This window comes from Paraburkholderia sp. J41 (assembly GCF_905220235.1).
GTDB lineage: Bacteria > Pseudomonadota > Gammaproteobacteria > Burkholderiales > Burkholderiaceae > Paraburkholderia.
In genome coordinates, this window is sequence record NZ_CAJMZE010000023.1 from 14,546 (window position 1) to 38,188 (window position 23,643).

19 protein-coding genes and 1 pseudogene are annotated in these 23,643 nt (G+C 62.7%); 8 read left to right on the forward strand and 12 right to left on the reverse strand.

Annotated elements, in window-relative coordinates:
• Window positions 1–94: 94 nt before the first annotated feature.
• Window positions 95–1,045 carry a LysR substrate-binding domain-containing protein gene (locus tag U5805_RS21945; RefSeq protein ID WP_322105601.1) on the forward strand — a complete coding sequence of 317 codons (951 nt, stop codon included), beginning with the start codon at window positions 95–97 and terminating at the stop codon, window positions 1,043–1,045.
• Window positions 1,046–1,067: 22 nt separating this feature from the next.
• Here U5805_RS21945 and bamA read toward each other — a convergent pair whose 3' ends face one another.
• The 3 genes from bamA to U5805_RS21960 form a co-directional block, all read right to left on the reverse strand.
• The gene (bamA, locus tag U5805_RS21950; protein WP_322105602.1) at window positions 1,068–3,386 is read right to left on the reverse strand and encodes an outer membrane protein assembly factor BamA; all 2,319 of its coding nucleotides are present in this window, start codon (window positions 3,384–3,386) and stop codon (window positions 1,068–1,070) included.
• Window positions 3,387–3,466: 80 nt separating this feature from the next.
• Window positions 3,467–3,865 carry a hypothetical protein gene (locus U5805_RS21955; RefSeq protein WP_322105603.1) on the reverse strand — a complete coding sequence of 133 codons (399 nt, stop codon included), beginning with the start codon at window positions 3,863–3,865 and terminating at the stop codon, window positions 3,467–3,469.
• 308 nt (window positions 3,866–4,173) lie between these two features.
• A complete protein-coding gene (locus tag U5805_RS21960) occupies window positions 4,174–4,914 on the reverse strand; it encodes a hypothetical protein (RefSeq protein WP_322105604.1) in 741 nt (246 codons plus the stop codon).
• 71 nt (window positions 4,915–4,985) lie between these two features.
• Here U5805_RS21960 and U5805_RS21965 point away from each other — a divergent pair, with 71 nt between their 5' ends.
• A complete protein-coding gene (locus U5805_RS21965; protein ID WP_322105605.1) occupies window positions 4,986–6,059 on the forward strand; it encodes a phytoene/squalene synthase family protein in 1,074 nt (357 codons plus the stop codon).
• Between the two features lie 45 nt (window positions 6,060–6,104).
• On the opposite strand, the gene mmsB is transcribed toward U5805_RS21965, so the two are convergent.
• The 3 genes from mmsB to U5805_RS21980 are packed head-to-tail and all read right to left on the reverse strand — an operon-like array spanning window position 6,105 to window position 9,920.
• On the reverse strand, window positions 6,105–6,992 hold the full coding sequence (mmsB, locus tag U5805_RS21970) for a 3-hydroxyisobutyrate dehydrogenase (protein WP_322105606.1): 888 nt from the start codon (window positions 6,990–6,992) through the stop codon (window positions 6,105–6,107).
• Window positions 6,993–7,039: 47 nt separating this feature from the next.
• Window positions 7,040–8,566 (reverse strand): CoA-acylating methylmalonate-semialdehyde dehydrogenase, encoded by a 1,527-nt coding sequence (locus U5805_RS21975; protein WP_322105607.1) that lies wholly within the window; start codon window positions 8,564–8,566, stop codon window positions 7,040–7,042.
• A 40-nt stretch (window positions 8,567–8,606) separates the two neighbouring features.
• The gene (locus tag U5805_RS21980) at window positions 8,607–9,920 is read right to left on the reverse strand and encodes an MFS transporter (protein WP_322105608.1); all 1,314 of its coding nucleotides are present in this window, start codon (window positions 9,918–9,920) and stop codon (window positions 8,607–8,609) included.
• Between the two features lie 104 nt (window positions 9,921–10,024).
• Between U5805_RS21980 and U5805_RS21985 the strand changes: the two genes are divergently transcribed.
• The gene (locus U5805_RS21985) at window positions 10,025–10,978 is read left to right on the forward strand and encodes a LysR family transcriptional regulator (RefSeq protein WP_322105609.1); all 954 of its coding nucleotides are present in this window, start codon (window positions 10,025–10,027) and stop codon (window positions 10,976–10,978) included.
• A gap of 138 nt (window positions 10,979–11,116) precedes the next feature.
• Here the strand turns inward: U5805_RS21985 and U5805_RS21990 are convergent, their stop codons facing one another.
• Together U5805_RS21990 and U5805_RS21995 are read right to left on the reverse strand one after the other, a co-directional pair.
• Window positions 11,117–11,509: a BON domain-containing protein gene (locus U5805_RS21990; protein WP_322105610.1), complete on the reverse strand. Its 393-nt coding sequence runs from the start codon at window positions 11,507–11,509 to the stop codon at window positions 11,117–11,119.
• 475 nt (window positions 11,510–11,984) lie between these two features.
• The gene (locus tag U5805_RS21995; RefSeq protein ID WP_322105611.1) at window positions 11,985–12,866 is read right to left on the reverse strand and encodes a LysR substrate-binding domain-containing protein; all 882 of its coding nucleotides are present in this window, start codon (window positions 12,864–12,866) and stop codon (window positions 11,985–11,987) included.
• Between the two features lie 113 nt (window positions 12,867–12,979).
• On the opposite strand from U5805_RS21995, the gene U5805_RS22000 reads away from it, so the two are divergent.
• The 4 genes and pseudogenes from U5805_RS22000 (at window position 12,980) to U5805_RS22015 (ending at window position 16,518) form a co-directional block, all read left to right on the forward strand.
• Window positions 12,980–14,227, forward strand: a complete 1,248-nt coding sequence (locus U5805_RS22000) for an MFS transporter (RefSeq protein ID WP_322105612.1) — start codon at window positions 12,980–12,982, stop codon at window positions 14,225–14,227.
• 232 nt (window positions 14,228–14,459) lie between these two features.
• Window positions 14,460–14,618: pseudogene (locus tag U5805_RS22005) on the forward strand (nitrate ABC transporter substrate-binding protein); the annotation flags it as partial.
• A 470-nt stretch (window positions 14,619–15,088) separates the two neighbouring features.
• Window positions 15,089–15,790: a carbonic anhydrase gene (locus tag U5805_RS22010; RefSeq protein ID WP_322105613.1), complete on the forward strand. Its 702-nt coding sequence runs from the start codon at window positions 15,089–15,091 to the stop codon at window positions 15,788–15,790.
• Window positions 15,791–16,341: 551 nt separating this feature from the next.
• The gene (locus tag U5805_RS22015) at window positions 16,342–16,518 is read left to right on the forward strand and encodes a hypothetical protein (protein ID WP_322105614.1); all 177 of its coding nucleotides are present in this window, start codon (window positions 16,342–16,344) and stop codon (window positions 16,516–16,518) included.
• Between the two features lie 23 nt (window positions 16,519–16,541).
• Here the strand turns inward: U5805_RS22015 and U5805_RS22020 are convergent, their stop codons facing one another.
• Window positions 16,542–17,576 (reverse strand): aldo/keto reductase, encoded by a 1,035-nt coding sequence (locus U5805_RS22020; RefSeq protein WP_322105615.1) that lies wholly within the window; start codon window positions 17,574–17,576, stop codon window positions 16,542–16,544.
• 227 nt (window positions 17,577–17,803) lie between these two features.
• On the opposite strand from U5805_RS22020, the gene U5805_RS22025 reads away from it, so the two are divergent.
• The gene (locus U5805_RS22025) at window positions 17,804–19,237 is read left to right on the forward strand and encodes a DHA2 family efflux MFS transporter permease subunit (protein WP_322105616.1); all 1,434 of its coding nucleotides are present in this window, start codon (window positions 17,804–17,806) and stop codon (window positions 19,235–19,237) included.
• Window positions 19,238–19,298: 61 nt separating this feature from the next.
• On the opposite strand, the gene U5805_RS22030 is transcribed toward U5805_RS22025, so the two are convergent.
• The 3 genes from U5805_RS22030 to ggt all read right to left on the reverse strand — a co-directional run bounded on the left by U5805_RS22030 (window position 19,299) and on the right by ggt (window position 23,561).
• Window positions 19,299–20,312, reverse strand: coding sequence for a VTT domain-containing protein (locus U5805_RS22030; protein WP_322105617.1), 1,014 nt, complete (start codon window positions 20,310–20,312; stop codon window positions 19,299–19,301).
• A 425-nt stretch (window positions 20,313–20,737) separates the two neighbouring features.
• The gene (locus tag U5805_RS22035; protein WP_322105618.1) at window positions 20,738–21,550 is read right to left on the reverse strand and encodes a helix-turn-helix transcriptional regulator; all 813 of its coding nucleotides are present in this window, start codon (window positions 21,548–21,550) and stop codon (window positions 20,738–20,740) included.
• 280 nt (window positions 21,551–21,830) lie between these two features.
• Window positions 21,831–23,561: a gamma-glutamyltransferase gene (gene ggt, locus U5805_RS22040; RefSeq protein WP_322105619.1), complete on the reverse strand. Its 1,731-nt coding sequence runs from the start codon at window positions 23,559–23,561 to the stop codon at window positions 21,831–21,833.
• Between the last annotated feature and the right edge of the window lie 82 nt (window positions 23,562–23,643).

Consider the following 23,643-nt stretch of genomic DNA (forward strand, 5'->3'; position numbering starts at 1 on the left):
GCGAATCAACGCCGAGGATAATGACGCCGTTTTTTCACCGACAGCCCTAAAATGGTTGGCCCGCCAACCAGAAGTGAGCACCCGGGTTATCCCTATGAAGTTTCACCAGTTCAGGACGCTCGTTGCGATGGCCGACACGGGCAGCATTCGTGCGGCGGCGCGTCAGCTCGGCATCTCGCCCGCCGCGGCCACGAAGGCGGTGCGCGAGCTTGAAGCCGAGCAGCAGATCGCGCTCGTCACGCGCAACGCGAACGGCATCGCGTTCACGGAGGCGGGCCAGGCGCTGCTCGTTCATGCGCGGCTCATCGTGCATCAGATGTCGCGCGCGCAGGACGAACTCGACGCGCGGCGCGGGCGCGGCGGCGGCAAGCTCGCGATCGGCGTAACGCCTTGGCTCGCGCTTTCGTTTCTGCCCGATGCGGTCACGCTCTTTCGCGCGCGCATGCCCGACATGCAACTGGAGTTTTACGAAGGATTGCTGAATATCGTGATGCCGCGGCTGCGCGACGGCTCGCTCGACTTCTCGCTCGGCAAGCCAAGTTCCGCCTCGCTGCACGCGGAATTCACGCAAACGCCCATTTTCGCCACCGAATCGGCGGTAGTCGTGCGTAACGGTCATCCGCTCGCGCATACGCAGTCGCTGCGAGACCTTCAGGAATCCGAATGGTTATTGAACTGGGACCCGGCGAGCAAGGAGATGATCGCCGACGACGTATTCCGCCGTCACGGCCTGCCGATGCCGGACAAGGTGCATCTCGCGCATTCGTTCGTGGTGGCGATGGGGCTGATCATGAATACCGACATGGTGAGCATTTTCCCGTGGCCGCTCGTGGAAACGCGCTTCGCGCGCGAAAACCTGCGTGCGCTCGCGCTGCACGAGGAAGTGGATCGCACCGTGGTAAGCATCGTCGTGCGGCGCGGCGTGCCGCTCTCGCCCGCCGCCGAATGCTTTCTCGATTGCCTCAAGCAAGCCATTCGCGCAGGAGAAGCTTCGACCGATCCCGAGCGGCGGCGCCTTTATCATTCGCTCGAACTGCTGATCTAGGCGCGGCCGCGGGATTGCTCGGTCAGAACGAGGTGCCGATCTGGAACTGGAACTTCTGATACTGGTCGCCGGTGTGCTTGACGATCGGGAAGCCTAGGTCGAGCTTGAGCGGGCCGATCGGCGAGATCCATTCGAGACCCGCGCCATAGCTGTAACGCAAGCCGTTCGCGCCCGTGCTGTTGCCTTCCGTGCCCCACACGTTACCGCCGTCGACGAACGTGAACACGCGCAGCGTGCGGTCGTAGCCGGTGCCCGGCAACGGGAACGTGAGTTCGATATTGCCGACCACCATCTTCGAACCGCCGATCGGGTCGTTCGTGCTCGCGTCGCGCGGCCCGAGCGAACTCGGCTCATAGCCGCGCACCGAACCGATACCGCCCGCATAGTAGTTCTTGAAGATGGGATACGGCTTGCCGCCCAGCCCGTTGCCGTAGCCGGCTTGCAGGTTCAGACCGAGCACGAAGCCGCGCGAGAACGAGTAGTAATACTGCGACTGCACGTCGGCCTTGTAATACTCGGCGCCGACAGGCGTGCCGTATTCGGCATTGGCTTGCGCGAAGTAGCCGCGGCTCGGCACGAGCGCGCTGTCGCGATTGTCGCGCGACCAGCCCACAGTAAGCGGCACCGTATTGGAGACGCGGCCGAAATCGGCAACATAATCCTTATAGGTTTGCGGCGTGGTCGAGTCGATATCGAGCCGGTCCTGTTCGATGCCGAGACCGAAATACACCATGTCGGTTTCGGAGAACGGAATGCCGAACTTCGTGTCCGCGCCATACGAAACAATGCGAAAACTCGTGTCGTTCGTGCTCGAATAATAAAGCGGCTCGGTCGTGCGGTAATAAACGTCGGTAATGCGCTTGATACCGTCCACTGTGAAATACGGATCGACTTCCGTCACCGACAAGGTGCGATAGGTCGTGGCCGTATTCACGTTGAGCGAAAGACTGTTGCCCGAACCGAATACGTTGTCCTGCGAAACGCCCGCAGAAATGATCGGTCCTTCGCCGGACCCATAGCCCACGCCAAGCGAAATCGTGCCAGTGGGTTTTTCGGTCACGGCCACGTCCACGTCCACTTCGTCCTGCGTGCCTTCAACGGGCACCGTGGTCACTTCGACGTCGGTGAAATAGCCGAGCCGGTTAATGCGGTCTTTCGAAAGCGCGAGCCGGTTGGAGTCGAACCACGAACTTTCCAGTTGGCGCATTTCGCGGCGAATCACTTCGTCGCGCGTGCGCGTGTTGCCTGTGATATTCACCTGCCGCACATAGACGCGGCGGCTCGGATCGACTTGCAGCGTCAGCGCGACCGTGTGATGCGCCTGATCGATCTGCGGCTCGGCATTCACCGTCGCAAATGCATAACCGTACTCGCCGAGCCGGTCGACAATTGCTTTGGTCGTGTCCTTGAGCTTTTGCGCGGAAAAGCGCTGCCCCGGCTTGATCGTAATGAGCTTCTTCAGTTCGGCTTCGCGATTGAGCAAATTGCCCGCGAAGTTGATGCTCGAAATGGTGTACGGCTCGCCTTCATGCACCGCGATCGTGAGGTACATGTCCTTCTTGTCGGGCGAAAGCGAAACCTGCGTCGAGTCGATATTGAATTCGAGGTAGCCGCGGTCGAGATAATACGAGCGAACGTTCTCCAGATCGCCCGTGAGCTTTTCCTTCGAATACAGATCGTTCTTCGTGTACCAAGAGAACCAGTTCGGCGTGGAAAGCTGCATCTCATCGCGCAACGTGCTTTCGCTGAATGCGTGCGTGCCGATGAAATTGACCTGGCGAATTTTCGCGCTCGGCCCTTCGATCACCGAGAACAGCAAACCCACCCGGTTGCGGTCGATCGGCGTGATCGTGGTCGTGACTTCGGCTGCGTAATAGCCGCGCGTGAGATATTGGCGCTTGAGTTCCTGCTCTGCCTTGTCGACGAGCGCCTTATCGTAGCTGAGGCCCGGAGAAAGACCGACCGCCTTCAACGCCTTCGTCAAGTTGTCCTTATCGAATTCGTGAATGCCCGCGAAGTCGATCGTGCCGATGGCGGGACGCTCCTGCACCTGCACGATCACCGTGCCGTTGCCGTCCGTCGAAATCCGCACGTCGCTGAAGAAGCCCGTCGCATAGAGTACGCGAATCGACTCTGAAGCCTTATCGTCCGTGAACGTATCGCCCTGCTTGACCGGCAGATACGCGAACACTGTGCCGGGTTCGATACGCGAAAGGCCGTCGATGCGAATGTCCTTGACCACGAAGGGCTCGGTGGCGTGCGCCGCAGCGGTCACGCCGACGCCGAGACCGGCGAGAGTCAGCGCGCGGGCTAAGCGCGCCGTGGTAGTTGATGCCGTCATGCGGGAGGTGAGAAGAGAGGCCAACGAAAGCCGCCAGGCGGCGACGACGGAAACGACGGTTGCGACGGAAAGCAGCCGGATTACTGCACGCTCATCGCGCCGGGACGACGCGCTGTCGCGAGCCCCGTAACGAGCGAAAGCACTTCGGTCATGTGTACGGCTTGCGCCGGTTGCAGGCGAAACGACAATTCGGCGCCTCCGGGCAGGCGAAAACTGACGACGAGATGTTGCACATCGCCCGACTCGCGACCAATTTCCCACGCCTCGCATGGCATGGTGAATTTCACGCTCGCGGTTTTTTGGCGAATACGTTCGGAACGGCCAATCGCATTGGAAAGCGCGGCCAGCAACTCGTGCATGACGGAGCAATGCAGCGCCACGCTATCGGGCTGAGTGCCGTTCACCATCAAATACTGGCCGTCCGCAGTCAGCTCGAAATCGCGCAAGGAATGAATGGCAAGAGCCGGGGACGAAGGCATGAGCACCGCTCCGAGACAAAGCATCGGCGGAGTCTAGGGTGCGATAAGTGGCGCAACATTACCCGCGCGTTACGCGTATTACTTTCATCAATATTCGGTTCGATTTCAGCGCGCGGCGCAATGTGGCTCGCAAATACGCTTTAAAAGGCGCCCTTGGCATTTTTATCGGCTTTCAATAGCGTCGCTTTGGGCCGCGCAAAGTGGACGCCGGAAATTTTTCGTAACCGCAGCGATTACCGATGCTTGCGACGAGCAGACAATTCGATTAACGCTTTCCACGTCATTTTCGGCAAATGGAAAGCATAACGTCATTCGCGAAAATATTCGTGAAACAAGTGTATAGGGGCACGCACCGCGAGCGCGGGCGATGGAAAGCATTGGGCGATATCGTCGATATGAACGAGCCGCTCTAGCCGTTCTAGCCGCGCGAGCAAGACCTCGGCTTGCGATACGCGCAGCGCGCCGTGGCGATCGAGAAATTGCCCCCAAAGCGAAAGCGCCCGCAAACGTGCGACGGGTTTCGCGCTGGCCAGGTAGGCGTCGGGGAAAAGCCTTCGATACGCCGGCAAGTGATAAAGCCACGAAGTGCCGCGCACGTCGAATTCGGCGCCGATCGACTCGTGTTCGTACACGTGCTGGATCAACCGGCGCAATTCGCTGCGCCGCGCACGACTATGCCGAAGATCGAGCGGCGAAACGCCATTTTCAACACGCGCGATGAAATGCAATCGCAGACCGCCATGCGGATCGTGTGCATAAGAGAAGCAGCCGAACGCGGCAACGATATCGGGCGCCGCGCGATGGGTCGGACAGCGTTGCAGGTAATGCCATGTCCAGGCGCATTGTTCTTCGACGGTTGCCTGCGCGACCAGACCGTGAATATAGGCGGCCCAAACGGGATGCGCGGGGTCGAAGGCGCGTCCCGCGCCGAATCGCACATACAGATTCGTCCAGTCGAGCAAGGCCGTAGCGGGCGGCACGTTCGCAATGCGCGCCGCCGCATTGGCAAAGCGCACCTGGAGGTCGAAAAACGCGCGTTCGGGTCTCACCAGGCTCGCTCCCCTTCGTCCACGATACAATGCGGCTGCGTTCGATCCGTCCCTCGCTGCCCCAATCCGACATGCAGAATTCTACCCGGGCCTTTCTGCTAGGCCCGTTGCTCAAAGGCGTTTCCCGTTCGTTCTACCTCACGATGCGCGTGCTGCCGCCCGGCATGCGCGATCCCGTGGGCGAGGCTTATCTGCTTGCGCGCGCCGCCGACACGATCGCGGACACGGCGCTGATCTCGCCCGAACGCCGCCTCGCCTTGCTGCTCGCACTGCGCGAGCGCATCGACGGCACGACGAACGACAACGGCGTGCTCGCGCAACTCACGAGCGAAGTCGCCGGCCAGCAAACGCATTCGGACGAAAAACTGCTGCTCGAATCGCTTGCGGGCGCGCTCGACGGACTGGCACAACTCGACGACGGCGATCGCGCGGCCGTGCGCGATATTGTCACGACGCTGACTACGGGCATGGAGTTGGACCTGCGCACGTTCCCCGACGAGCGCTCGGGCGACGTGCAAGCATTGGCGACGCGCGACGACCTCGACCGCTACACGTACCTCGTGGCGGGCTGTGTCGGCGAATTCTGGACGAAGATGACTTACCGGCACGTACCGGGCGCGCTCGCGCCGTCGCTCGAAACCACGATGTGCGCGCGCGGCATTCGCTTCGGCAAGGCGCTGCAATTGGTGAACGTGCTGCGCGATTGCGGCAAGGACTTGCGCATCGGGCGTTGCTACGTGCCCGCTTCGATGCTCGACGCGTTCGGACTGGAAGCACGCGATTTGTTGCAGCCCGGCGCATCGTTGCGCGCACAACCGATCCTGTTCGATCTCGTGGGCGTGGCGCTCGAACATTTCCGCGCGGCCATCGACTATACGTTTGCATTGCCGCGCCTTTCGCTGCGTTTGCGGCTTGCCTGCCTGTGGCCCATTCTGATCGGGCTCGAAACGCTCGAACGTCTCGTCTCCAACGACGACTGGCTCGATCCCGCGAAAACCTCCAGGATCACGCGCAACGACGTGTATCGCATTCTCGCGTGCTCGACGGTTCTCGCGCCTTCGAACACGCTGTTGAACCGCTGGTTCACGCGCCTGATAGATCGCATAGAAGCGAAGATTCATGCTGGAATCAAGGCGCAAAATTAAAAAGGCGCGCTGGAAGGCGCGCCGTGATACCTTGTATTTCGCAAGTCAGTTTTCGTCGCGATACAACTTGATGATCGCCGAAAAATCGAGCTTGCCGTCGCCGCGGCGGCTCATCGCCTGATAAAGCTGTTGCGCGAGTGCGCCCATGAATGCAGGCTGCCGCACGCTCTTTGCCGCATCGGTTGCAAGCCCGAGATCCTTGAGCATGAGATCGGTGCCGAAGCCGCCCGTATAGCCGCGCGACGCGGGCGCCGTTTCGATCACGCCGGGATACGGGTTGTACGTATCCGAACTCCAGCTACGGCCAGTGGAGGTATTCATGATGCCGCCCAGCACCTTGGGGTCGATACCGAGCGCATCGCCCAACGCCATCGCCTCGGCCACGCCCGCCATCGTCACGCCAAGCACGAGGTTGTTGCAGATCTTGGCGACCTGTCCCGTGCCCGTGTCGCCGCAATGAACGATGTTCTTGCCCATGCCCGAAAGCACCGGCTTCACGCTTTCGTAGATCGCGGCGCTGCCGCCCACCATGAACGTGAGCGTGCCAGCCGCCGCGCCCCCCGTGCCGCCCGACACCGGCGCATCCACGAACGCATTGCCGTGCGCTGCCGCGAGCGCCGCGAATTCCTTCACGCTCGCGGGATCGATCGTGCTCGAATCGACGATCGTCACGCCTTTGGCGATGCCCGCGAGCACGCCGTCTTCCGCCGTGAGCACGCTGCGCACGTGCGCGGCGGCGGGCAACATCGTGATCACGTATTCGGCGCCGCTCACGGCGTCTTTCGGCGAGGCGGCCTTGTGCGCGCCCGCGTCGGCGAGCGTTTGCATGGCCGTGGCGCTCAGGTCGAATACCGACAGCGTATGGCCGGCCTTAAGCAGATTGAGCGCCATGGGCGCGCCCATGTGGCCCAACCCGACGAATGCGATTTTCATGAGCCTGTCTCCGTTATCGTTGATCGTGTCGTTGCGTTCGCAACGAATCAGCGCAAGCTGATCGTGGTGTTCACGCCGTCGCTCACGGTGGCGTCGTCGAACCAGCGCGCGGTGACCGTTTTGGTTTGCGTATAGAACTGCACGACCTGCTTGCCGTACGGGCCGAGATCGCCAAGCTTCGAACCACGCGACCCGGTAAAGCTGAAATACGGCACCGGCACCGGAATGGGAATGTTGATGCCGACTTGGCCGATATCAATTTCACTCTGGAATTTACGCGCCGCCGCGCCGCTCTGCGTGAACAAACCCACGCCATTGCCGAACGGATTGGCGTTCACGATAGCAATGGCTTCGTCGAGCGTGTTTGCGGTCAGCACCACGAGCACCGGTCCGAAAATCTCTTTCGTGTAAATGTCCATATCGGTTTTCACATTGGTGAATACCGTGGGGCCGACGAAATTACCGCTCTCGTAGTTCGGCACTTTCACGTTGCGACCGTCGAGCGCGAGCGTCGCGCCCTGCTTCACGCCCGAGTCGATCAGCCCCACCACGCGCTCTTTCGCCGCGCGCGAAACGACCGGGCCGACGTCGGTGTTCGCTTCGTGGCCGGCGTTGATCTTGAGCGTCTTTGCCTTCTCCACGAGTTCGTCGACCCATTCCTGCGACGCGCCCACGAACACGGCCACGGAAGTCGCCATGCAACGCTGTCCCGCCGCGCCAAACGCCGCGCCGACGAGCGCGTTGAGCGTCTGCTCGCGATTCGCATCGGGCAGCACGACGGCGTGATTCTTCGCGCCCATCATCGACTGCACGCGCTTGCCGTGTTCGCTGCCGAGCCGGTACACGTGCGTGCCCACGGCCGTCGAGCCAACGAACGAAATGGCCTTGACGAGATCGTGCGTGCAGATCGCATCGACTACTTCCTTGCCGCCGTGTACGACGTTGAGCACGCCTTTCGGAATGCCGGCTTCGATGGCGAGTTCGACGAGTTGCATCGTCGAAAGCGGATCTTGCTCCGAAGGCTTGAGCACGAACGTGTTGCCGCAGACGATCGCCATCGGGAACATCCACAGCGGAATCATCGCGGGGAAATTGAACGGCGTGATGCCGGCGCACACGCCGATAGGCTGCTGGAGCGTGTACGTGTCCACGCCGCCGGCTACGTTCTCGGCGAAACCGCCTTGCTGCAAGGTGCCGATCGAACACGCATGCTCGACGACTTCAAGCCCGCGAAAGATATCGCCTTCGGCATCGGGCAGCGTCTTGCCCTGCTCGGCCGTGAGCGTCCTGGCAATGCGCGACATGTTCTCGCGAATCAGCGCTTGCAGTTTCAGCATGATGCGCAGACGTGCGCCGAGCGGCGTGTTACGCCACGTCGCGAAGGCGGCATGCGCGCTTTTCACGGCGAGATCGACTTCTTCGACCGTTGCGAACGGCACGCGCGCCAGCACTTCCTGCGTAGCCGGATTAACGATGTCGCGCCATTCGCTGGTCCTGGATTCGACGAATTCGCCGTTGATCAGTAGCTTGACGGTGGAGACTTGCGCATTGGACGCCTGAGTCACTGCATTCATGATGAATTCTCTCTGAGGAATTGGGTGGGTTCCAAAAATCTTAATCGTGTTTCGAGCGCATGAGCAAAGTGCAGATCAACGCGATCGCACCCAGCGCGATCATGTACGCGACCACGTAGTGCGGGCGGCCGCCGCCGTAGGCGAGCAGCGCGGTGGCGATCATCGGAGCAATGCCGCCGCCGATCACGCCCGCAATTTGTACGGACAACGAAATACCGCTGTAACGGATTTCCGCGGGAAACTGCGCGGCAAAGAGTTGCGATTCGGGCGCATAGAGAATGGGAAACACCACCCCCACGCCCAGCACCATCGCCCACCACACCGTGAGCGGGTGCAGCGTTTCGAGCATGGAGAAGAACGGTGCCGCAAACAAAGCCATGATGACGAGCCCCGCAAGAAACAGGCGCTTTTGCCCGATGCGGTCGCTGAGCCAGCCGCAGAACGGCATGGTCACGAGCGAGAGCACCGCGCCGGCCGTGATCGCGTGCAGTATCGCGGCCTTGGGAATCTTGAGCTGATTCGCAGCATACGCCAATGCGAACGCGACCACGAGATAGAACCACGTATTCTCCGCCGTGCGCGCGCCGATGATGATGAGCAACTCGCGCGGCTGCCGGCGCATCACTTCAAGCACCGGCGCCTTGATCGGTTCGCCCTGTTTCTTCACGCGCTCGAAGTCGGGCGACTCGGGCACGCGCACGCGAATCACCCAGCCCACCAATACCAGCAGGATGCTCGCAAGAAACGGAATGCGCCAGCCCCAGGAGAGCAGGTCGGCTTCGGGCAATGCCGTGACGGCGGCCATCGCAATCGACGAAAGAATGAGGCCGAAACCCACTCCTGTTTGCGGCAGCGAGCCGAAGAAACCCTTTCTGCCCGGCGGCGCGTGTTCGACGGCCATCAGCACCGCGCCGCCCCACTCGCCGCCCACTGCCATGCCTTGCAGGAAGCGCATGGCGACGAGCAGCACGGCCGCCCAATAACCGATGCTCTGATACGAGGGAATCAAGCCGATCGCCATGCTCGGAATGCCCATTAGCAAGAGCGTGGCGAGCAGCATCGACTTGCGCCCGATGCGATCACCGAAATGACCGAACACGATGCCGCCCATCGGCCGGCCGATAAAGCCCACGCCATAGGTCGCGAATGCGGCCAGGGTGCCAAGAATGGGATCGAGCGTGGGAAAGAAAATCTTGTTGAAAACGAGCGCGGCCGCGGTGCCGTAAAGAAAGAAGTCGTACCACTCGATCGTCGTGCCGGCCATGCTGGCCCAGCCTGCGATCAAATAGTCGCGCGCTCGTTTGGGAACGGAAGCGGCAACCGCCGCCCCTTGTGGGGTCGACTGCATGTGCATCGTGTGTCTCCATCCTTGTTGTGTGCGACTACCTCTTAAGCAGTCTGCTAACGAGTATAGTTACTCGAATATCCACGGCATAGAGACGAAAAAGCCCATCCGATATGCAAAAAAACACAAGTGGAAAAATGGAGACATTGAACTGGGATGATTTGCGCTACTTCCTGGAAGTAGCGCGCACGCAGCGCGCAAGCGGCGCCGCGAAACGCCTGGGCGTGGATCACACCACGGTCGCGCGGCGCATACGCGAGCTGGAAACCGCGCTAGGCACGGTGCTTTTCGACAAGTCGCGTGCGGGCGGTTTCGTGCTGACCGCCGAAGGCCAACGACTGCTTGCTTACGCGGACGCCGTGGAAAGCACGGTGCAATCGGCCAGCGAGCAATTCGCGTTGGGGGCGCAATCGCTTTCGGGTCATGTGCGCGTGGGGTCGACGGAGGGGTTTGGCTGCTTCTTTCTCGCGCCGCAACTCGCGCGCTTCACGGGCGGGCACCCGGACATGTCGATCGACTTGCTGCCGGTCCCGCATTTCGTGAGTCTTTCGAAGCGCGAGGCCGATCTGGCCATCATGCTCGAGCGCCCCGAGCGCGGCCAATACGTCTACACGAAGCTTTGCGATTACCGGCTGCGCCTTTACGGCACGCCCGCCTATCTCGCGCGGCACCCGCCCATTCGCTCGACCGCCGACTTGCGCCAGCATGCCTTCATCAATTACGTGGCCGATCTCGCGTTCAGCCACGAACTGCTTTATCTCGAACGCACGGCGCCCAACGTCACGGCCAACTTGTGCAGCACGAGCGTGATCGCGCAATATCATGCAGCGCTGCAAGGCAGTGCATTGGCGATCCTGCCTTGCTTCATGGCGGAGCCCGACCCGCGACTCGTCTCCATCCTGCCGGACGACGTGGTGGTGACGCGGCGCTTCTGGCTGTGCAGCCGTGAAGACTTGCGCAAGTTGCGACGCATCACATCGCTCTGGGATTACCTGCGCGCCGCCGCCGACGCCAATCGTCCGCTGCTGATGGGTGAGTCGCCGGATATGCATTACGTCGATGCATAAGCTGCACTGCATGCGATGCACATGCAATAAAAAACCGCATAGACCGCCCATGCACTGGACTGCCTATGCGGCATCGAGGGTGAACCGGCAGACAGCAGGAGCGGCAGGCGATGCGCCGCTCCACGTGTCGCGCCGCGCTCAGGTTCCGACCGGACGGATCGTCAGCGCGTTTTTCACCGAGGTCACGCCCGACACGCCCTTGGCGACGTCGGTGGCCTTGTCGATCTGCGACTGGTCGGGCACGGTGCCTTGCAGAACCACGGCACCGTCGCGCGCGCGCACGGTGATGTTCGACACGCTGATGTCCTTGTCGTGCGCCAGTGCGGCGCGGACCTTGCGGCCAAGTGCGCGATTGGCGGCCTTGGCCGATTTGTACTGCGATTTCGACTGCTTGTACTGCTGCTGCGCGGCGGCGGTGGGCGCACTGGCAGCGGGCGCGGCGGAAGCCGAATTGTCCTGCGCATAAACCTGGAACGATGCCGCCACGAGAGCGGTGCTTACGGCGAGTTTGAATACCTGAATAGCCTTCATGCAGATTCTCCTGTTGTCACAGTTTTATTGCCGGCCCACGAATGGACCCACGCACTACACCATTCACTACAAAAATTCGGACACGCAAAACGCGTTGGGGACTAACAATACTCCAATTCATTTATCGGTGATTCGAAGCTTGCTTGCCCTGTGCGTCCCGCGCCACATCGGCCTTGCGCCATTCCGCTGACGAATCATTCTGCATGCTGCCGCAACGCGCCTTGCTAATTCGCCAACGCGCCCTGCATAAAACTCGCATTGATGTGCATTCGTTTGCATTCACCTGAATCAGGGTTCCGTTTTGGTGCAATCTCACGTATGCGATATGGCATGCGGTACGCCCAGACCAAATCGGCAAATCAATCGCCTAAAACATGAAGCGGAATTCAGCGTCCTCATGGCACAGCAACGTGCATTGCATTGCATGCGTTGACAATGCCGACATCGGTTAAACCCGCATGCACTGCCTGGGACTTCATAGGGCGAGCTGCGATTTCACCCAACGATAGAACTGCTGGATCGCGGCTTCGCGCGGATGACCTTCGCGCCACGTGAAGTAGTAGTCGAGCGACGCGGGAATGCGCACCTGCCCGAGTTGCACCAGTTCGCCCCGGTCGATGAAGCCGCGCGCAAGTTGAAGCCGCGCCGTGGACACGCCTTGGCCCGCCACCGTGGCTTGCAGCAGCAGACCGGCGTCGTCGAACACCGGACCGCGCTCGGGTTCCGCGCCGCTCACGCCGGCCGCTTCGAAAAAGTCACGCCACGTGCGGCGCGAAAAACGCAGCAGCGGCATGGCCGGCAAATCCTCGATGCGAAAACCCGGATAGCGCGCGAGCAGCGCCGGGCTGCACACCGCGACCACCTGGTCGTCGAGCAGCTTGCGGATCTGAAAACCGGGTTCGTCCACGCGCCGATGCCAGATGCCGATGTCGAACGGATACGGGTCGGGCGGCGTGACGTCGGCGTGCATGCGCAGCGAGAGATCCACCATCGGATGCCGGTCGTAGAAATCGCCAAGACGCGGAATCAGCCAGACCGAGGCGAAATCGGACATCACGCTCAGCTCGAGCCGCGTGACGCCGCTCACGCCAGGCCGCGTGGCATCGAGCGCCTCGCGCAGTTCGTCCAGGCTGCGGCGCACCCGCTCGGCGAGCTGCGCTCCCGCCGCCGTGGGAATCATGCGGCTGCCCGCGCGGCGGAACAGTTCGACGCCCAGTTCGGTTTCGAGCGCGCGCAAATGATGGCTGATTGCACTGTGCGTCAAATGCAATTCTTCGGCCGCGCGGCTGAAACTGCGCCGCCGCGCGGCAGCTTCTAGCGCACGCAGCGCCTGGAGAGGGGGAAGCGATCGGGCCATGACGTCAAATTCTACTCACAATCGTGTTTGAAATCTCTCGCTGGCAACCCGCGCGCCGATCGCCAATAATCGACACCCAGGCATTTGGTCCGCTCTCCCGGCTCCGCCGCACCATGACAACATTGAGATTGCGCGTTTTTGCCGTTTTCGCGCTCGGCTATTTCGTTTCCTACCTGTTTCGCGGCGTCAATCTCGGCTTTGCGCCGTTTCTGTCGCACGAAATGGGCTTCAGCGCGACCGACCTCGGCACCCTCACGAGCCTTTATTTCCTCGGCTTCGCGGGTGCGCAGATTCCCGCCGGCGTGCTGCTCGACCATTTCGGCCCGCGCCGCGTCACCGCGTGCGTGATGCTCGTCGCCGCGGCGGGGGCCGCGATCTTCGGCCTTTCGCACGACATCGTCACGATGATGGCGGGCCGCCTGCTGATCGGCGTGGGCGTTTCGGTGTGCCTCGGCGGTGCGTTCAAGGCCACGGCGCAGCATTTCCCCGTGGCGCAGCTCACGCTCGTGAACGGCCTCGTGATGGCGGTCGGCGGCCTCGGCGGCGTGGCCGTGGGCGCGCCGCTCTCATGGCTGCTTTCCGTCGCGCCGTGGCGTGCCGTGAGCCTGGGGCTCGCCGCCTTGACCGTCATCGTTGCGGCGATCATCTGGCTGGGAGGCCCGCGCACGCGCGACACCCATCATCAAGCGAGCGTGATCGAGCAGTTCAAGGGCACCGCACACATCCTCAAGAGCCACGCATTCTGGAAAACCGCGACGTTTTCGGCGCTGACGCAAGCCGTGTTCTATGCGATGCAGTCGCTTTGGGTCGGCGCGTTCCTGCGCGATGTCGTGCCCGCCGGCAGCACCGATGCAAGTGCGCGCGCGGCGTCGCTCGTTTCCATCCTGGGCGCGGCGTTCATCGTCGGCAACATCGGTTTCGGCGCGCTTGCGCGGAGTTTCGAGCGGCGCGGCGTGCGCGTGCAGATGTTCTCCGGCGTGACAATGGCGCTGTTCGTGGTCGTGCAGGCGTTGCTCGCCGCGCGCGTGCCGTTGCCGCCCGCGCTGCTCTGGGCCGCATATGGCGCGCTCGGGGGCACGGGCATCCTCACGTATGCGGTGCTCGCCGAGTACTTTCCGCCGCGCCTGATCGGCCGCGTCAATACAACGTTCACGCTCGTCATCTTCATCGGCATTTTCGTTTTGCAGATCGCTATCGGCGCGGCGCTGGGGCACTGGACCGCCGTTGACGGCCACTATCCGGCCGTCGCGCATCAAACCGTGTGGGCCGTGCTGGTCGTGCTGCAAGCGATTGGCGCGATCTGGTATTTCATGCCCTCGCGACGCGTGAGCGCGAGGCCGCACGCTGTGGAAAACACCTGAAAACAAGCGCCGACAGGCGTGCTGCATTGCCGGTGCTTTTTCTTCCCGCTTGAATCGCGATAGCACGATTTCTTCCTTGGGCGCCCGTCTCGCTTCGCCATCATGAAAGCGCCCTCGTCCGCTTATCCCGCCTTCCTGCGCTGCGCATGCCGGGAACCGCAAATCGCAAATCATTGGTTGTCCTGATTGATTGCGCAGAAAAGAATGACGCAACGGCGCTTGCCCCGTCCGTTTCGAGCCGGCACATCCGACCATCGCGCAACGTCTGGTCAACGTATTTGCAAAAGCCGCGCAGTGGTCCTCCGACGAAGCCAACCGAGCCGCGTGATTCAAGCTATGGGCATGGAACGGCGTGAATTACGTCTCGTGGCAAGCCACATTCGCGGATCGTGCCAGGCGGTGCGCTCGGGCTTTCGCGTCCCGCATGGACAGGGTGCCTTTCGGCATTAACGTGGTAAGCGCTACGGGCTTGGCGCTCAACGCCGTCGGGCCGCGCGTGAAGCAAGCCGAACTAACGCACCGCCATCTTTCTTCCGGCACGACGCTCCAATCATCCGCCTGGCTTGACATCGACCTCCCGACACCCCGTTTGAGCCAACCGCACGCGGCGTGAGAAAATGCGTCCTCGAAAGGAAACGTCCCCTAGCGCCTTGGCGTTCGCGCACGTCCACGTTGACGAAAATTGCCCGTTTTTCGCCCGCGTTATCGACATTTTCATTGGGTTTGTCGATAGCAAACCGGAAAAGCATGGCGCGCCGCGCGGGCGCTCGCGGCGGTTCCCTATCCGCAAGGGGCCGCTCAGCGTAAACTCACGCTGTTGCCATTCGATTGTGTCGATTCATGATAAAGAGAGAAATATCCATGCCACACACACCTCACTCGCACGACGATCACTCCGAATCGTGCGGCTGCGATCTGTTGCACCTGCTCGATGGCGTGGACGAATTCACTCATCAAGTGTTTCCGAGCAACAAGGAACTCTTTCACAGCCTCGCCTACAGCCAGGCGCCGCACACGCTTTTCATCACCTGCGCCGACTCGCGCGTTTCGCCGGAGATGATCACGCAGACCAAGCCGGGCGAACTGTTCGTCTGCCGCAATATCGGCAATATCGTGCCGGCGTATGGCGAAATGCTCGGCGGCGTTTCGGCGGTGGTGGAATTCGCGGTGCTCGCGCTCAACGTGCGTCAGATCGTGCTGTGCGGCCACACGGACTGCGGCGCGATGAAGGGTCTCGCGGCGGGAACCGAAGCCACCGCCAACATGCCGACCGTGCAAGCGTGGCTGCGCAACGCCGAAGCCGCGCGCAGCGTCGTGAAAACGCGCGGGCTCGACGAAACCCAGGTCGTGCAGGCGCTCGTGGAAGAAAACGTGCGTTTGCAGCTCACGCATCTGCGCACGCACCCGGCCGTGGCGGCGCGTATCGCGCAAAGCCAGCTCCAGCTTCAGGGCTGGGTCTACGATATCGGCGAAGGCAAGGTCAACGTATTCGACGACACGCGCGGCAACTTCGAATCACTTGGCGAAGCGCGCGCACGCCTGCGCAAACGCGTCGAGCAATGATCGCGGCGGGCGCTGGCGCCTGACCCGCCGGGACAGCGGCGCTGCTTCCTTTTCGCGCAAGCAGCGCCGCCGGTTATCACCGCACTTATTCGTTTTGCATGAACCGGAATGCCTATACCGTGCATTTCCGGCTTTCGGCGTTGGATTTTTACAATATAAGTAACGAATTTTCTTTCGTTAGGGGTTTACCCTAGGGAAAAACCCGCATACACTCTCGGTCTGTCTGGTGCGGCGCTCAGTCGCAGCAGAAAAATAATTCCGGAGGGTGGTCGTATATGCATTGCATTGCTTTGCCGTACCCGTCTCACCAAACGCTATCCCGCTTTACCTGCACTACAGACGCCTCGCGTCGTCGCGTATCGCTGTAATCAGCACGCGTCTGCTGCTGTCGCTCGTCGCCGGCAGTTTATTTCAGGCCCACTCCGCGTCATTCGCCGTTTCCAGTCCGTGTTTTCGCGGTGGCCGGCGCGCGCTTTCGCGCATAAAGACACTCGGTAATGGGCTTCGCACCCGCCACGGGCCATCCGCCCGATTACCGAAGGAGAAGGTCCATGGAGTCCGCCCAGCAACTGCCGTCGAAGATCGAAGTCAAATTGCTCTTGCACCCGAACGACCATCGCCGCGCGTTGGCCGCCGCGAAAAAACTCAATCTCGCCGAGCGTGAATTCCTGGCGCTCGCGGTGCATCTTGGCGCGGCGCAGATCCTGCGCGAATCGCAGGTCGCCTGAGCGGCCCGCGATTCCAGACCTCGCTAGTCGGCCGATACCGGCGACGGATTGCGTTCCGCGAATCCTTCCTGATGCCAGTAGGGGTAAGCCGGCCGCACGGCGCTCGCCGCGTCGAGCTTCGCGACCTGCTCCGGCGTGAGATTCCAGCCGACCGCGCCCAGGTTCTGCCGCAACTGCGCCTCGTCGCGTGCGCCGATCAGTACGGTCGCCACCGTCGGCCGTTGCAGCAGCCAGTTCAGCGCGATCTGCGGCACCGTTTTGCCGGTTTCCTCCGCGATCTCGTCGATGGCGTCGATCACGCGGTACAGGTATTCGTCCGGCACCGGCGGTCCCATATCTGCAGTTTTGTGCAGGCGGCTCTTTTCGGGCAGCGGCTGGCCGCGGCGAATCTTGCCGGTCAGACGCCCCCAGCCGAGCGGACTCCACACCACGGCGCCCACGCCCTGATCAATACCGAGCGGCATCAGTTCCCACTCGTAATCGCGGCCGATCAGCGAGTAATACGTCTGGTTCGCGACATAGCGCGGATAGCCGTAGCGGTCCGCGACGGCCTGCGACTTCATCAGGTGCCAGCCCGAAAAGTTCGACACGCCCGTATAGAGAATCTTGCCCGCGCGCACGAGGTCGTCGAGCGTCGAAAGCACTTCCTCGGCCGGCGTGCGCGCGTCGAAACCGTGGAGCTGAAACAGGTCGATGTAATCGGTTTGCAGGCGCTTGAGCGCCGCATCGACCGCGCGCTTCAGATGAAAACGCGACGAGCCCACGCTGTTCGGGCCGTCGTCGAAACGAAAGGTGGCTTTCGTCGAGATGATGACTTTGTCGCGGCGCCCTTTCAGCGCTTCGCCGAGCACCGACTCCGAAGCGCCGTTCGAATAGATATCGGCGCTATCGAACATCGTGACGCCGGCTTCGAGACAGATGTCGACGAGCTTGCGTGCCTCGGCCACGTCGGTGGCGCCCCACGCCTCGAAAAATTCGCCCTTGCCGCCGAACGTTCCCGTACCGAAACTCAGAACCGGCACTTTAAAGCCGGACGCACCCAAAAAACGGTGTTCCATTTCACATCCTCCGTAAATCGAGGGTTGACGATGAGAGCCGACAGCCGACGAGTCTACGCGCATCGTCCGACGCTTGCCGTCAACCTCTCCTACGCCGCGATGCGCCTTAAGTCTGTACAGACGCCGTGCCGTATTGGAAACTGTCGCCTTTCCCGCACTCCTGGTCCGCTCGCCATGCTCCGATCGAACTTGCGTTTCCCTGCTTCGCGTACGCGCGCGGAGGCGGAATGACCGCGCCCGCGCAACGCGCCGCAAGCGGCGGCGTCGGCTGGCTGCCCTATATCGTCGCGGCCACGTTCTTCATGGAGTATCTCGACACCACGGTGATCGCCACGGCGCTGCCCGCCATGGCGCGCTCGTTCGGCATCGGGCCCAACAGCCTGAGCCTCGGCGTCACGGCCTACATGCTCGCGCTCGCGATCTTCATTCCGGTGAGCGGCTGGATCGCGGACCGCTATGGCTCGCGCACCGTGTTCTTCGGCGCAGTCGTCACGTTCACCGTGGCTTCGGTGTTGTGCGGGATCGCGCAGAACGTCGACGAGTTCGTGGCCGCGCGCGTGCTGCAAGGCATCGGCGGCGCGATGATGGTGCCGGTCGGCCGCATGATCGTCGTGCGCACGACCGACAAGAGCCGCCTCATGAAAGCCATTTCGACGATCACGTGGCCCGCGATCGCCGCGCCCGTGATCGGTCCGCCCATCGGCGGCTTCATCACCACGTACGCGTCGTGGCGCTGGATCTTCCTGTTGAACGTGCCGTTCGGCATTGCCGTGCTGGCCGCCATTGCGTTCATCGTGCCCAACCTGCGCAGCGAGGACCGCCGCCCGCTCGACGTGATCGGCCTCGTGCTGAGCGGCGCATCGCTCACGGCGCTGCTGTACGGCGCCGAACTCGCGAGCCAGCCGAACGAAAATCCATGGATCGGCGTGGCGATCGTCGTGGCCGGCATCGCGATCGGCGCCATTGCTTTCGCACATGCGAAACGCCATCCGCATCCGCTCGTCGACGTTTCCACGCTGAAAATCCCGACCTTTTCGGTGACGGTCGTCACGGGCTCCTTCACGCGCATCGGCATTGGCGCTGCGCCTTATCTGATGCCGCTGCTGTTCCAGATCGGCTTCGGGCTTTCCGCGTTTCAGTCGGGGCTGCTGCTGCTCGCGAGCGCGCTCGGCAATCTCGGCATGAAGGCGCTCACGACGCGCATTCTCGAACGCTGGGGCTTTCGCCGCGTCTCGGTCGTGGACGTGACGATCGCGGGCCTTTCGCTGCTCGCGTGCGGATTCCTCACGCCCGGCACGCCGCTGGCGCTCGTGCTGATCGTCGTGTTCGTGTACGGCTTGAGCCGCTCGATGCAGTTTTCGACGCTCGCCACCCTCGCTTACGCCGATGTCGCGCAACCGCAGATGAGCGCCGCCAGCACGCTCTGGAGCGCGGCCGCGCAAATGACGATCGGTCTGGGCATCGCGTTCGGCGCGCTGTCGTTGCGCGTGGCCGCGACGTTCCACGGCGAAACCACGGGCCACGTGTTCACGCTCGACGATTTTCGCGTCGCCTTCCTCGCGGCCGGCGTGCTCACGCTAATTTCCGTATGGGGGTATGCACAGCTCGCGCGCGACGCGGGCCAGAATATCAACGCCGGCGCGCGCCGCCAGCGCGCATGACCGCACCTCGCGCGCGGCGGGTTTCCGAACGGAAATAGAGAAAACGCGCGAAAAAGCGGCGTTATTTGGAAAGACTCGCGCGCACGGTGTATTCCTCGTCCGTGTCCGGTTCTTCGCCGGAATGCGCCGCGTGGAATTCGGCGGAAAGCGGCTCGACGGGATAACCGTGCCGCTCCCATGCGTCCAGGCCGCCCTTGAGCGCGCGCGCATGATAGATGTGCTTGCCGCGCAACTGGTCGACGATGCGCTTGGCCGTCGCTTCGTTCGGGCACACGCAATACACCACAATCGGCCGCTCCAGCAGTTCCGGCGCGAGCGCTTCGCTCGATTCGAGATCGAGCGGCCGCGCGCCCGGAATGCGATACGACTCCTTCTCGCGAATCGAAGCGGGCCGCGCGTCGAGCACGATCGGCGGCGCGGCCGACCTCATCATCTCGTCGAGCTGATCGGGCGAAATGCGATGCGTCGCGAGCCAGCGGCGAAACTGCATGCGCCGGAACCAGCGCCACGCAAGAAACAGCACGCCGGCCACGGCCAGCACGTCGAAAATCGTCATGCCGTTCGCGCGCACGAACATCGCAAAGCGCACGATTTCAGCGTGCAGCGCCGCGCCGCCGAGCAGCCAGGTGCCCGCCCACAGCGTCGCGCCGACGGCGTCCCAAAGCAGGAAGATGCGCACGTCCACCGCCGTCGTGCCGAGCAGCGGCGCCGAGATCAAACCGAGCCCCGGCACGAACTTCGCCACCGAGAGAATCGGCGCGCCATAACGCTCGAACACGTTGCGCGCGATGCGAATGGTCGTGTCGAGCGACAGCGAAAAGCGCACGAGACCGTTGAGCAAACGCCGCCCGCGCATGCGGCCCGCCGCGAACCAAAGCGAATCGGCGAGCAGCGTGGCGACCACGGCGGCCACCAGCAGGCTCGCATACGACGTTTCCCCGCCCGCCGCCATCGTGCCCGCGAGAATCAGCACCGGCGCGGCCGGAACCGGCACGCCGAGTTGCGTCACGAGCACGCTGAGAAAAACCGCGCCAACGCCGAAATCGGGCGGAATCGCGGTGGGGAGCGTCAACATTTCGAGATATCCTGCGCGGAAGCGGTCCGTCTACGTAAAGAAACCAGGCGCGTTTGCGCGCCAGCCGAGCGGGGAGATTACCGCAACGGCCGCTTCCTTGCTCGCATCGGCGCTGGCGCGAAGGAGCGCAGCGGGGATTTTTTCGCTCGCGCCTTCCGGCCCTTTCGTCGCGTTTCCCTTTCGCACCTTTTCTGCCGATGTCGACGAGACCCTCGCATGCGCCGCCTGACGCGCGTCACGCTACACGCGCAAAGGCCGCGATCGACAGCGAATACGCCGCGATCCAGCGGCATCTTGCACAACCACGGCCGCACGCGGCGAAACCGGCGCGTTGCTCGCGATCCGCACAGATCGCCGCCGCCACGGCGCGCGGGCGGATCGACGCCGCCTGTGCGCACCCGCCGGCATAACGCCGCCGAGCCGCCTCAGCGCCGCAACAGCCGGACGAGCCGCGAGCGATTACTCACGCCAAGTTTCTGAAAGCAACGGTCGAGATGCGTGCGCACGGTCGTATAGGAAATGCCGAGCCGCTGCGCGATTTCCTTGTCGAGCAACCCCTCGGCCACCAGCGCGACCACCTCGCGCTCGCGCGGCGTGAGCCGGCCGAACGCGTCGTTAACGGCTTCCGGCGACGGCGCGAGCGAAGCCGCACCGCCGCCTGCCTCCCCGCCTGCCTCCCCGCCTGCCTCCCCGCTTGCCTTGCCGCTCGCGCCCGCCGCCGCGCGCGATCGCACCAGCGCGGCCGTGAACGCGGGCCGCACCAGCTCGAACAGCGCGAGTTCGCGGTCGGAAAAATCCTCGCGATGCCTCGCGCGCCAGATGCGCAAATCGCCGATATTGTGGTCGCCGGACCAGACGAACAGGTTCATGCCCCAATGCAGGCCGTCGCGGCGCAGAAAGTCGTTGAAAATTTCGCTGCGCACCAGTTCCTCGCGCGGCATGACGTCGGTGACGCGCGCCGCCGTGCGCAGCGGCATCAACAGCGGCGCGATGGGATCGCGAAACTGGAAGTACTCCTCGTAGTCGCGCAGATTGTCGTCCGACATGTTGATCGCCACGCGCCGCCCGAACCGGCCGAGTGCGTCGTCCCAGACATAGGAGCCGAGAAAATCGGCGCGCAGCAGATCGAGCAGGCGGCGCCCCACTTCGAGACGCAGCACGTCCTCGGGCAGCGTGCGATCGGCGAGCAGCCGAAAAACCTCGGAAACCAGCGCGAACTCACGGCTCGTCAGATACATGCGGCGTGATGGCGTGAAGGCAATCGTCTGAGCCTAGTGGTCTTGTCTGATGAATACAAGCCAGGGATGTGACCGGTAACACCGCGCGAATGCGCCGCCCAAAAGAAAACGGGGCGGCGCGAGCCACCCCTCAAAACACACGCCGGCGGGGATTCGTCTTAACCGCCGGAGGTTGCATGGTACGCGATCATCCTTCGACGAAAATCCTCAAAAAAAAGGATAAAGGTCATCGCGTGCGAGCTTTCGGCGGATTAAGGCTAGTGCGACCAAGCCGCTCGCCTCAACGGATCACGTTCGTCACGCCTCGGCCGCGCGGGTCGGCAACCGGCTCGGGCGTATCGCCGTCGATGCGAATTGCCTGAATGTCGCCGTTGAAGTTCTGGCCTTTGAGCGTGTACCCCTTCGCTTCGACGGCCTTCGCGAGATCGCCGTCGATCGGCTCGTACGGCTCCCAGAAGATCGTGTTGGGCGGCAGCAATTGATGATGGAAGCGCATTGCGCTCACCGCGTCCTTCAGCGGCATCTTGAAGTCGTAGAGGTTGTTGATCACCTGGAAGATCGACGTGAAGATGCGCGAGCCGCCCGGCGTGCCGATCACGAGCGCCACCTTGCCGTCCTTCGTGAGAATGGTCGGCGTCATCGACGAAAGCGGACGCTTCTTCGGCGCGATCGCGTTCGCGTCGCTGCCCACCACGCCGAACATGTTCGGCACGCCGGGCTTGGCGGCGAAGTCGTCCATTTCGTCGTTGAGCACGATGCCCGCGCCCGGCACCACCACGCCCGAGCCGAAATAGCCGTTGATCGTGTACGTGTTCGAAACCGCGTTGCCCCACTTGTCGACCACCGAGAAGTGCGTGGTCTCCGCCTTTTCCGGCATGGACGTGCCGAGGCCCGGCTGCACGCTCTTCGTGTCCGAAGGCTTGTCGGGATCGACTTCGGCCACGCGCTTCGCGAGATACGCGGGGTCGATGAGCTGATCGACCGGCACCTTGTAGAAGTCGGGGTCGCCGAGATACTGCGCGCGGTCCGCGAACACGCGCTTCTCGATCTCCGAAATCAGGTGAATGTATTGCGGCGAATTGAGCGGCACGTCCTTGAACTGCGGCGCGAGCATGGCCTTCATCGTGAGCAGTTGCACGAGGCCGACGCCGCCCGAACTCGGCGGCGGCGCGGTGATGACGTCGTAGCCGTTCCACTTCGCCTGCACCGGCTGGCGCCACACGGCCTTGTACTCTTGCAGATCGCGCTTCGTGATGAGACCGTTGCCCTTCATCGCGGCGGCGATGAGGTCGGCGGTCTTGCCGTCGTAGAAGTCTTTCGCGCCCTGGTTCGCGATGCGCGTGAGCACGTTGGCGAGGTCGGGCTGCCTGAACGTCGCGCCCTCTTTCATGTCGCCGAAATACTGGTCGAAGTTGGTCTTGCCGCCAAATTCCTTCGACGCGTCCTCGCGGCGTTTGGCCAGTTGCTCGTCGACCACAAAGCCGTTGCGCGCATACGCGATGGCCGGCGCGAGCACCTGCTTCCACGACAGCTTGCCGAAGCGCTTCTGCGCTTCCCACATGCCTTCGACGGTGCCCGGCACGCCCACGGCGTCATAGCCGTACAGGCTCTTGCCCGGAATCACGTTGCCCTTGTCGTCGAGATACATCGTGCGCGTGGCGGCCAGCGGCGCGCGCTCGCGGTAATCGAGGAAATACGGCTTGCCGTTGACGTAGAGCGTCATGAAACCGCCGCCGCCGATATTGCCCGCTTCCGGATACGTGACGGCCAGCGTGAACGCGATGGCCACCGCCGCATCCACGGCGTTGCCGCCTTCCTTGAAGACCTGCTCGGCGGCGGCCGAGGCGTACTTGTCCGCGACGGCCACGGCCGAGGCGTTCAGAACGGCGGGACGGTGCAGCGTGTCTTTCGCGTAGGCGGGAGCGACTTCGAGAAAGCCCGCGGACAGCGCGGAAAGCGAAACCAGTGCGAGAGCGGCAGCGGAAATTTTCGTTTTTTCAACCAGCTTCATTGAGTGCGTCCTCCATGATTCGGTTTATCGACCTGCCTTGGCCTTATAGCACGGCCGTTATTCCCGTGCGATCAGGCCATGC

Coding starts and splice junctions, on each gene's coding strand:
- U5805_RS21945 (WP_322105601.1), top strand. CDS start 95: ATGAAGTTTCACCAGTTCAGGACGCTCGTTGCGATGGCCGACACGGGC.
- bamA (WP_322105602.1), bottom strand. CDS start 3,386: ATGACGGCATCAACTACCACGGCGCGCTTAGCCCGCGCGCTGACTCTC.
- U5805_RS21955 (WP_322105603.1), bottom strand. CDS start 3,865: ATGCCTTCGTCCCCGGCTCTTGCCATTCATTCCTTGCGCGATTTCGAG.
- U5805_RS21965 (WP_322105605.1), top strand. CDS start 4,986: ATGCAGAATTCTACCCGGGCCTTTCTGCTAGGCCCGTTGCTCAAAGGC.
- mmsB (WP_322105606.1), bottom strand. CDS start 6,992: ATGAAAATCGCATTCGTCGGGTTGGGCCACATGGGCGCGCCCATGGCG.
- U5805_RS21975 (WP_322105607.1), bottom strand. CDS start 8,566: ATGAATGCAGTGACTCAGGCGTCCAATGCGCAAGTCTCCACCGTCAAG.
- U5805_RS21980 (WP_322105608.1), bottom strand. CDS start 9,920: ATGCACATGCAGTCGACCCCACAAGGGGCGGCGGTTGCCGCTTCCGTT.
- U5805_RS21985 (WP_322105609.1), top strand. CDS start 10,025: ATGCAAAAAAACACAAGTGGAAAAATGGAGACATTGAACTGGGATGAT.
- U5805_RS21990 (WP_322105610.1), bottom strand. CDS start 11,509: ATGAAGGCTATTCAGGTATTCAAACTCGCCGTAAGCACCGCTCTCGTG.
- U5805_RS21995 (WP_322105611.1), bottom strand. CDS start 12,866: ATGGCCCGATCGCTTCCCCCTCTCCAGGCGCTGCGTGCGCTAGAAGCT.
- U5805_RS22000 (WP_322105612.1), top strand. CDS start 12,980: ATGACAACATTGAGATTGCGCGTTTTTGCCGTTTTCGCGCTCGGCTAT.
- U5805_RS22010 (WP_322105613.1), top strand. CDS start 15,089: ATGCCACACACACCTCACTCGCACGACGATCACTCCGAATCGTGCGGC.
- U5805_RS22015 (WP_322105614.1), top strand. CDS start 16,342: ATGGAGTCCGCCCAGCAACTGCCGTCGAAGATCGAAGTCAAATTGCTC.
- U5805_RS22020 (WP_322105615.1), bottom strand. CDS start 17,576: ATGGAACACCGTTTTTTGGGTGCGTCCGGCTTTAAAGTGCCGGTTCTG.
- U5805_RS22025 (WP_322105616.1), top strand. CDS start 17,804: ATGACCGCGCCCGCGCAACGCGCCGCAAGCGGCGGCGTCGGCTGGCTG.
- U5805_RS22030 (WP_322105617.1), bottom strand. CDS start 20,312: ATGTTGACGCTCCCCACCGCGATTCCGCCCGATTTCGGCGTTGGCGCG.
- U5805_RS22035 (WP_322105618.1), bottom strand. CDS start 21,550: ATGTATCTGACGAGCCGTGAGTTCGCGCTGGTTTCCGAGGTTTTTCGG.
- ggt (WP_322105619.1), bottom strand. CDS start 23,561: ATGAAGCTGGTTGAAAAAACGAAAATTTCCGCTGCCGCTCTCGCACTG.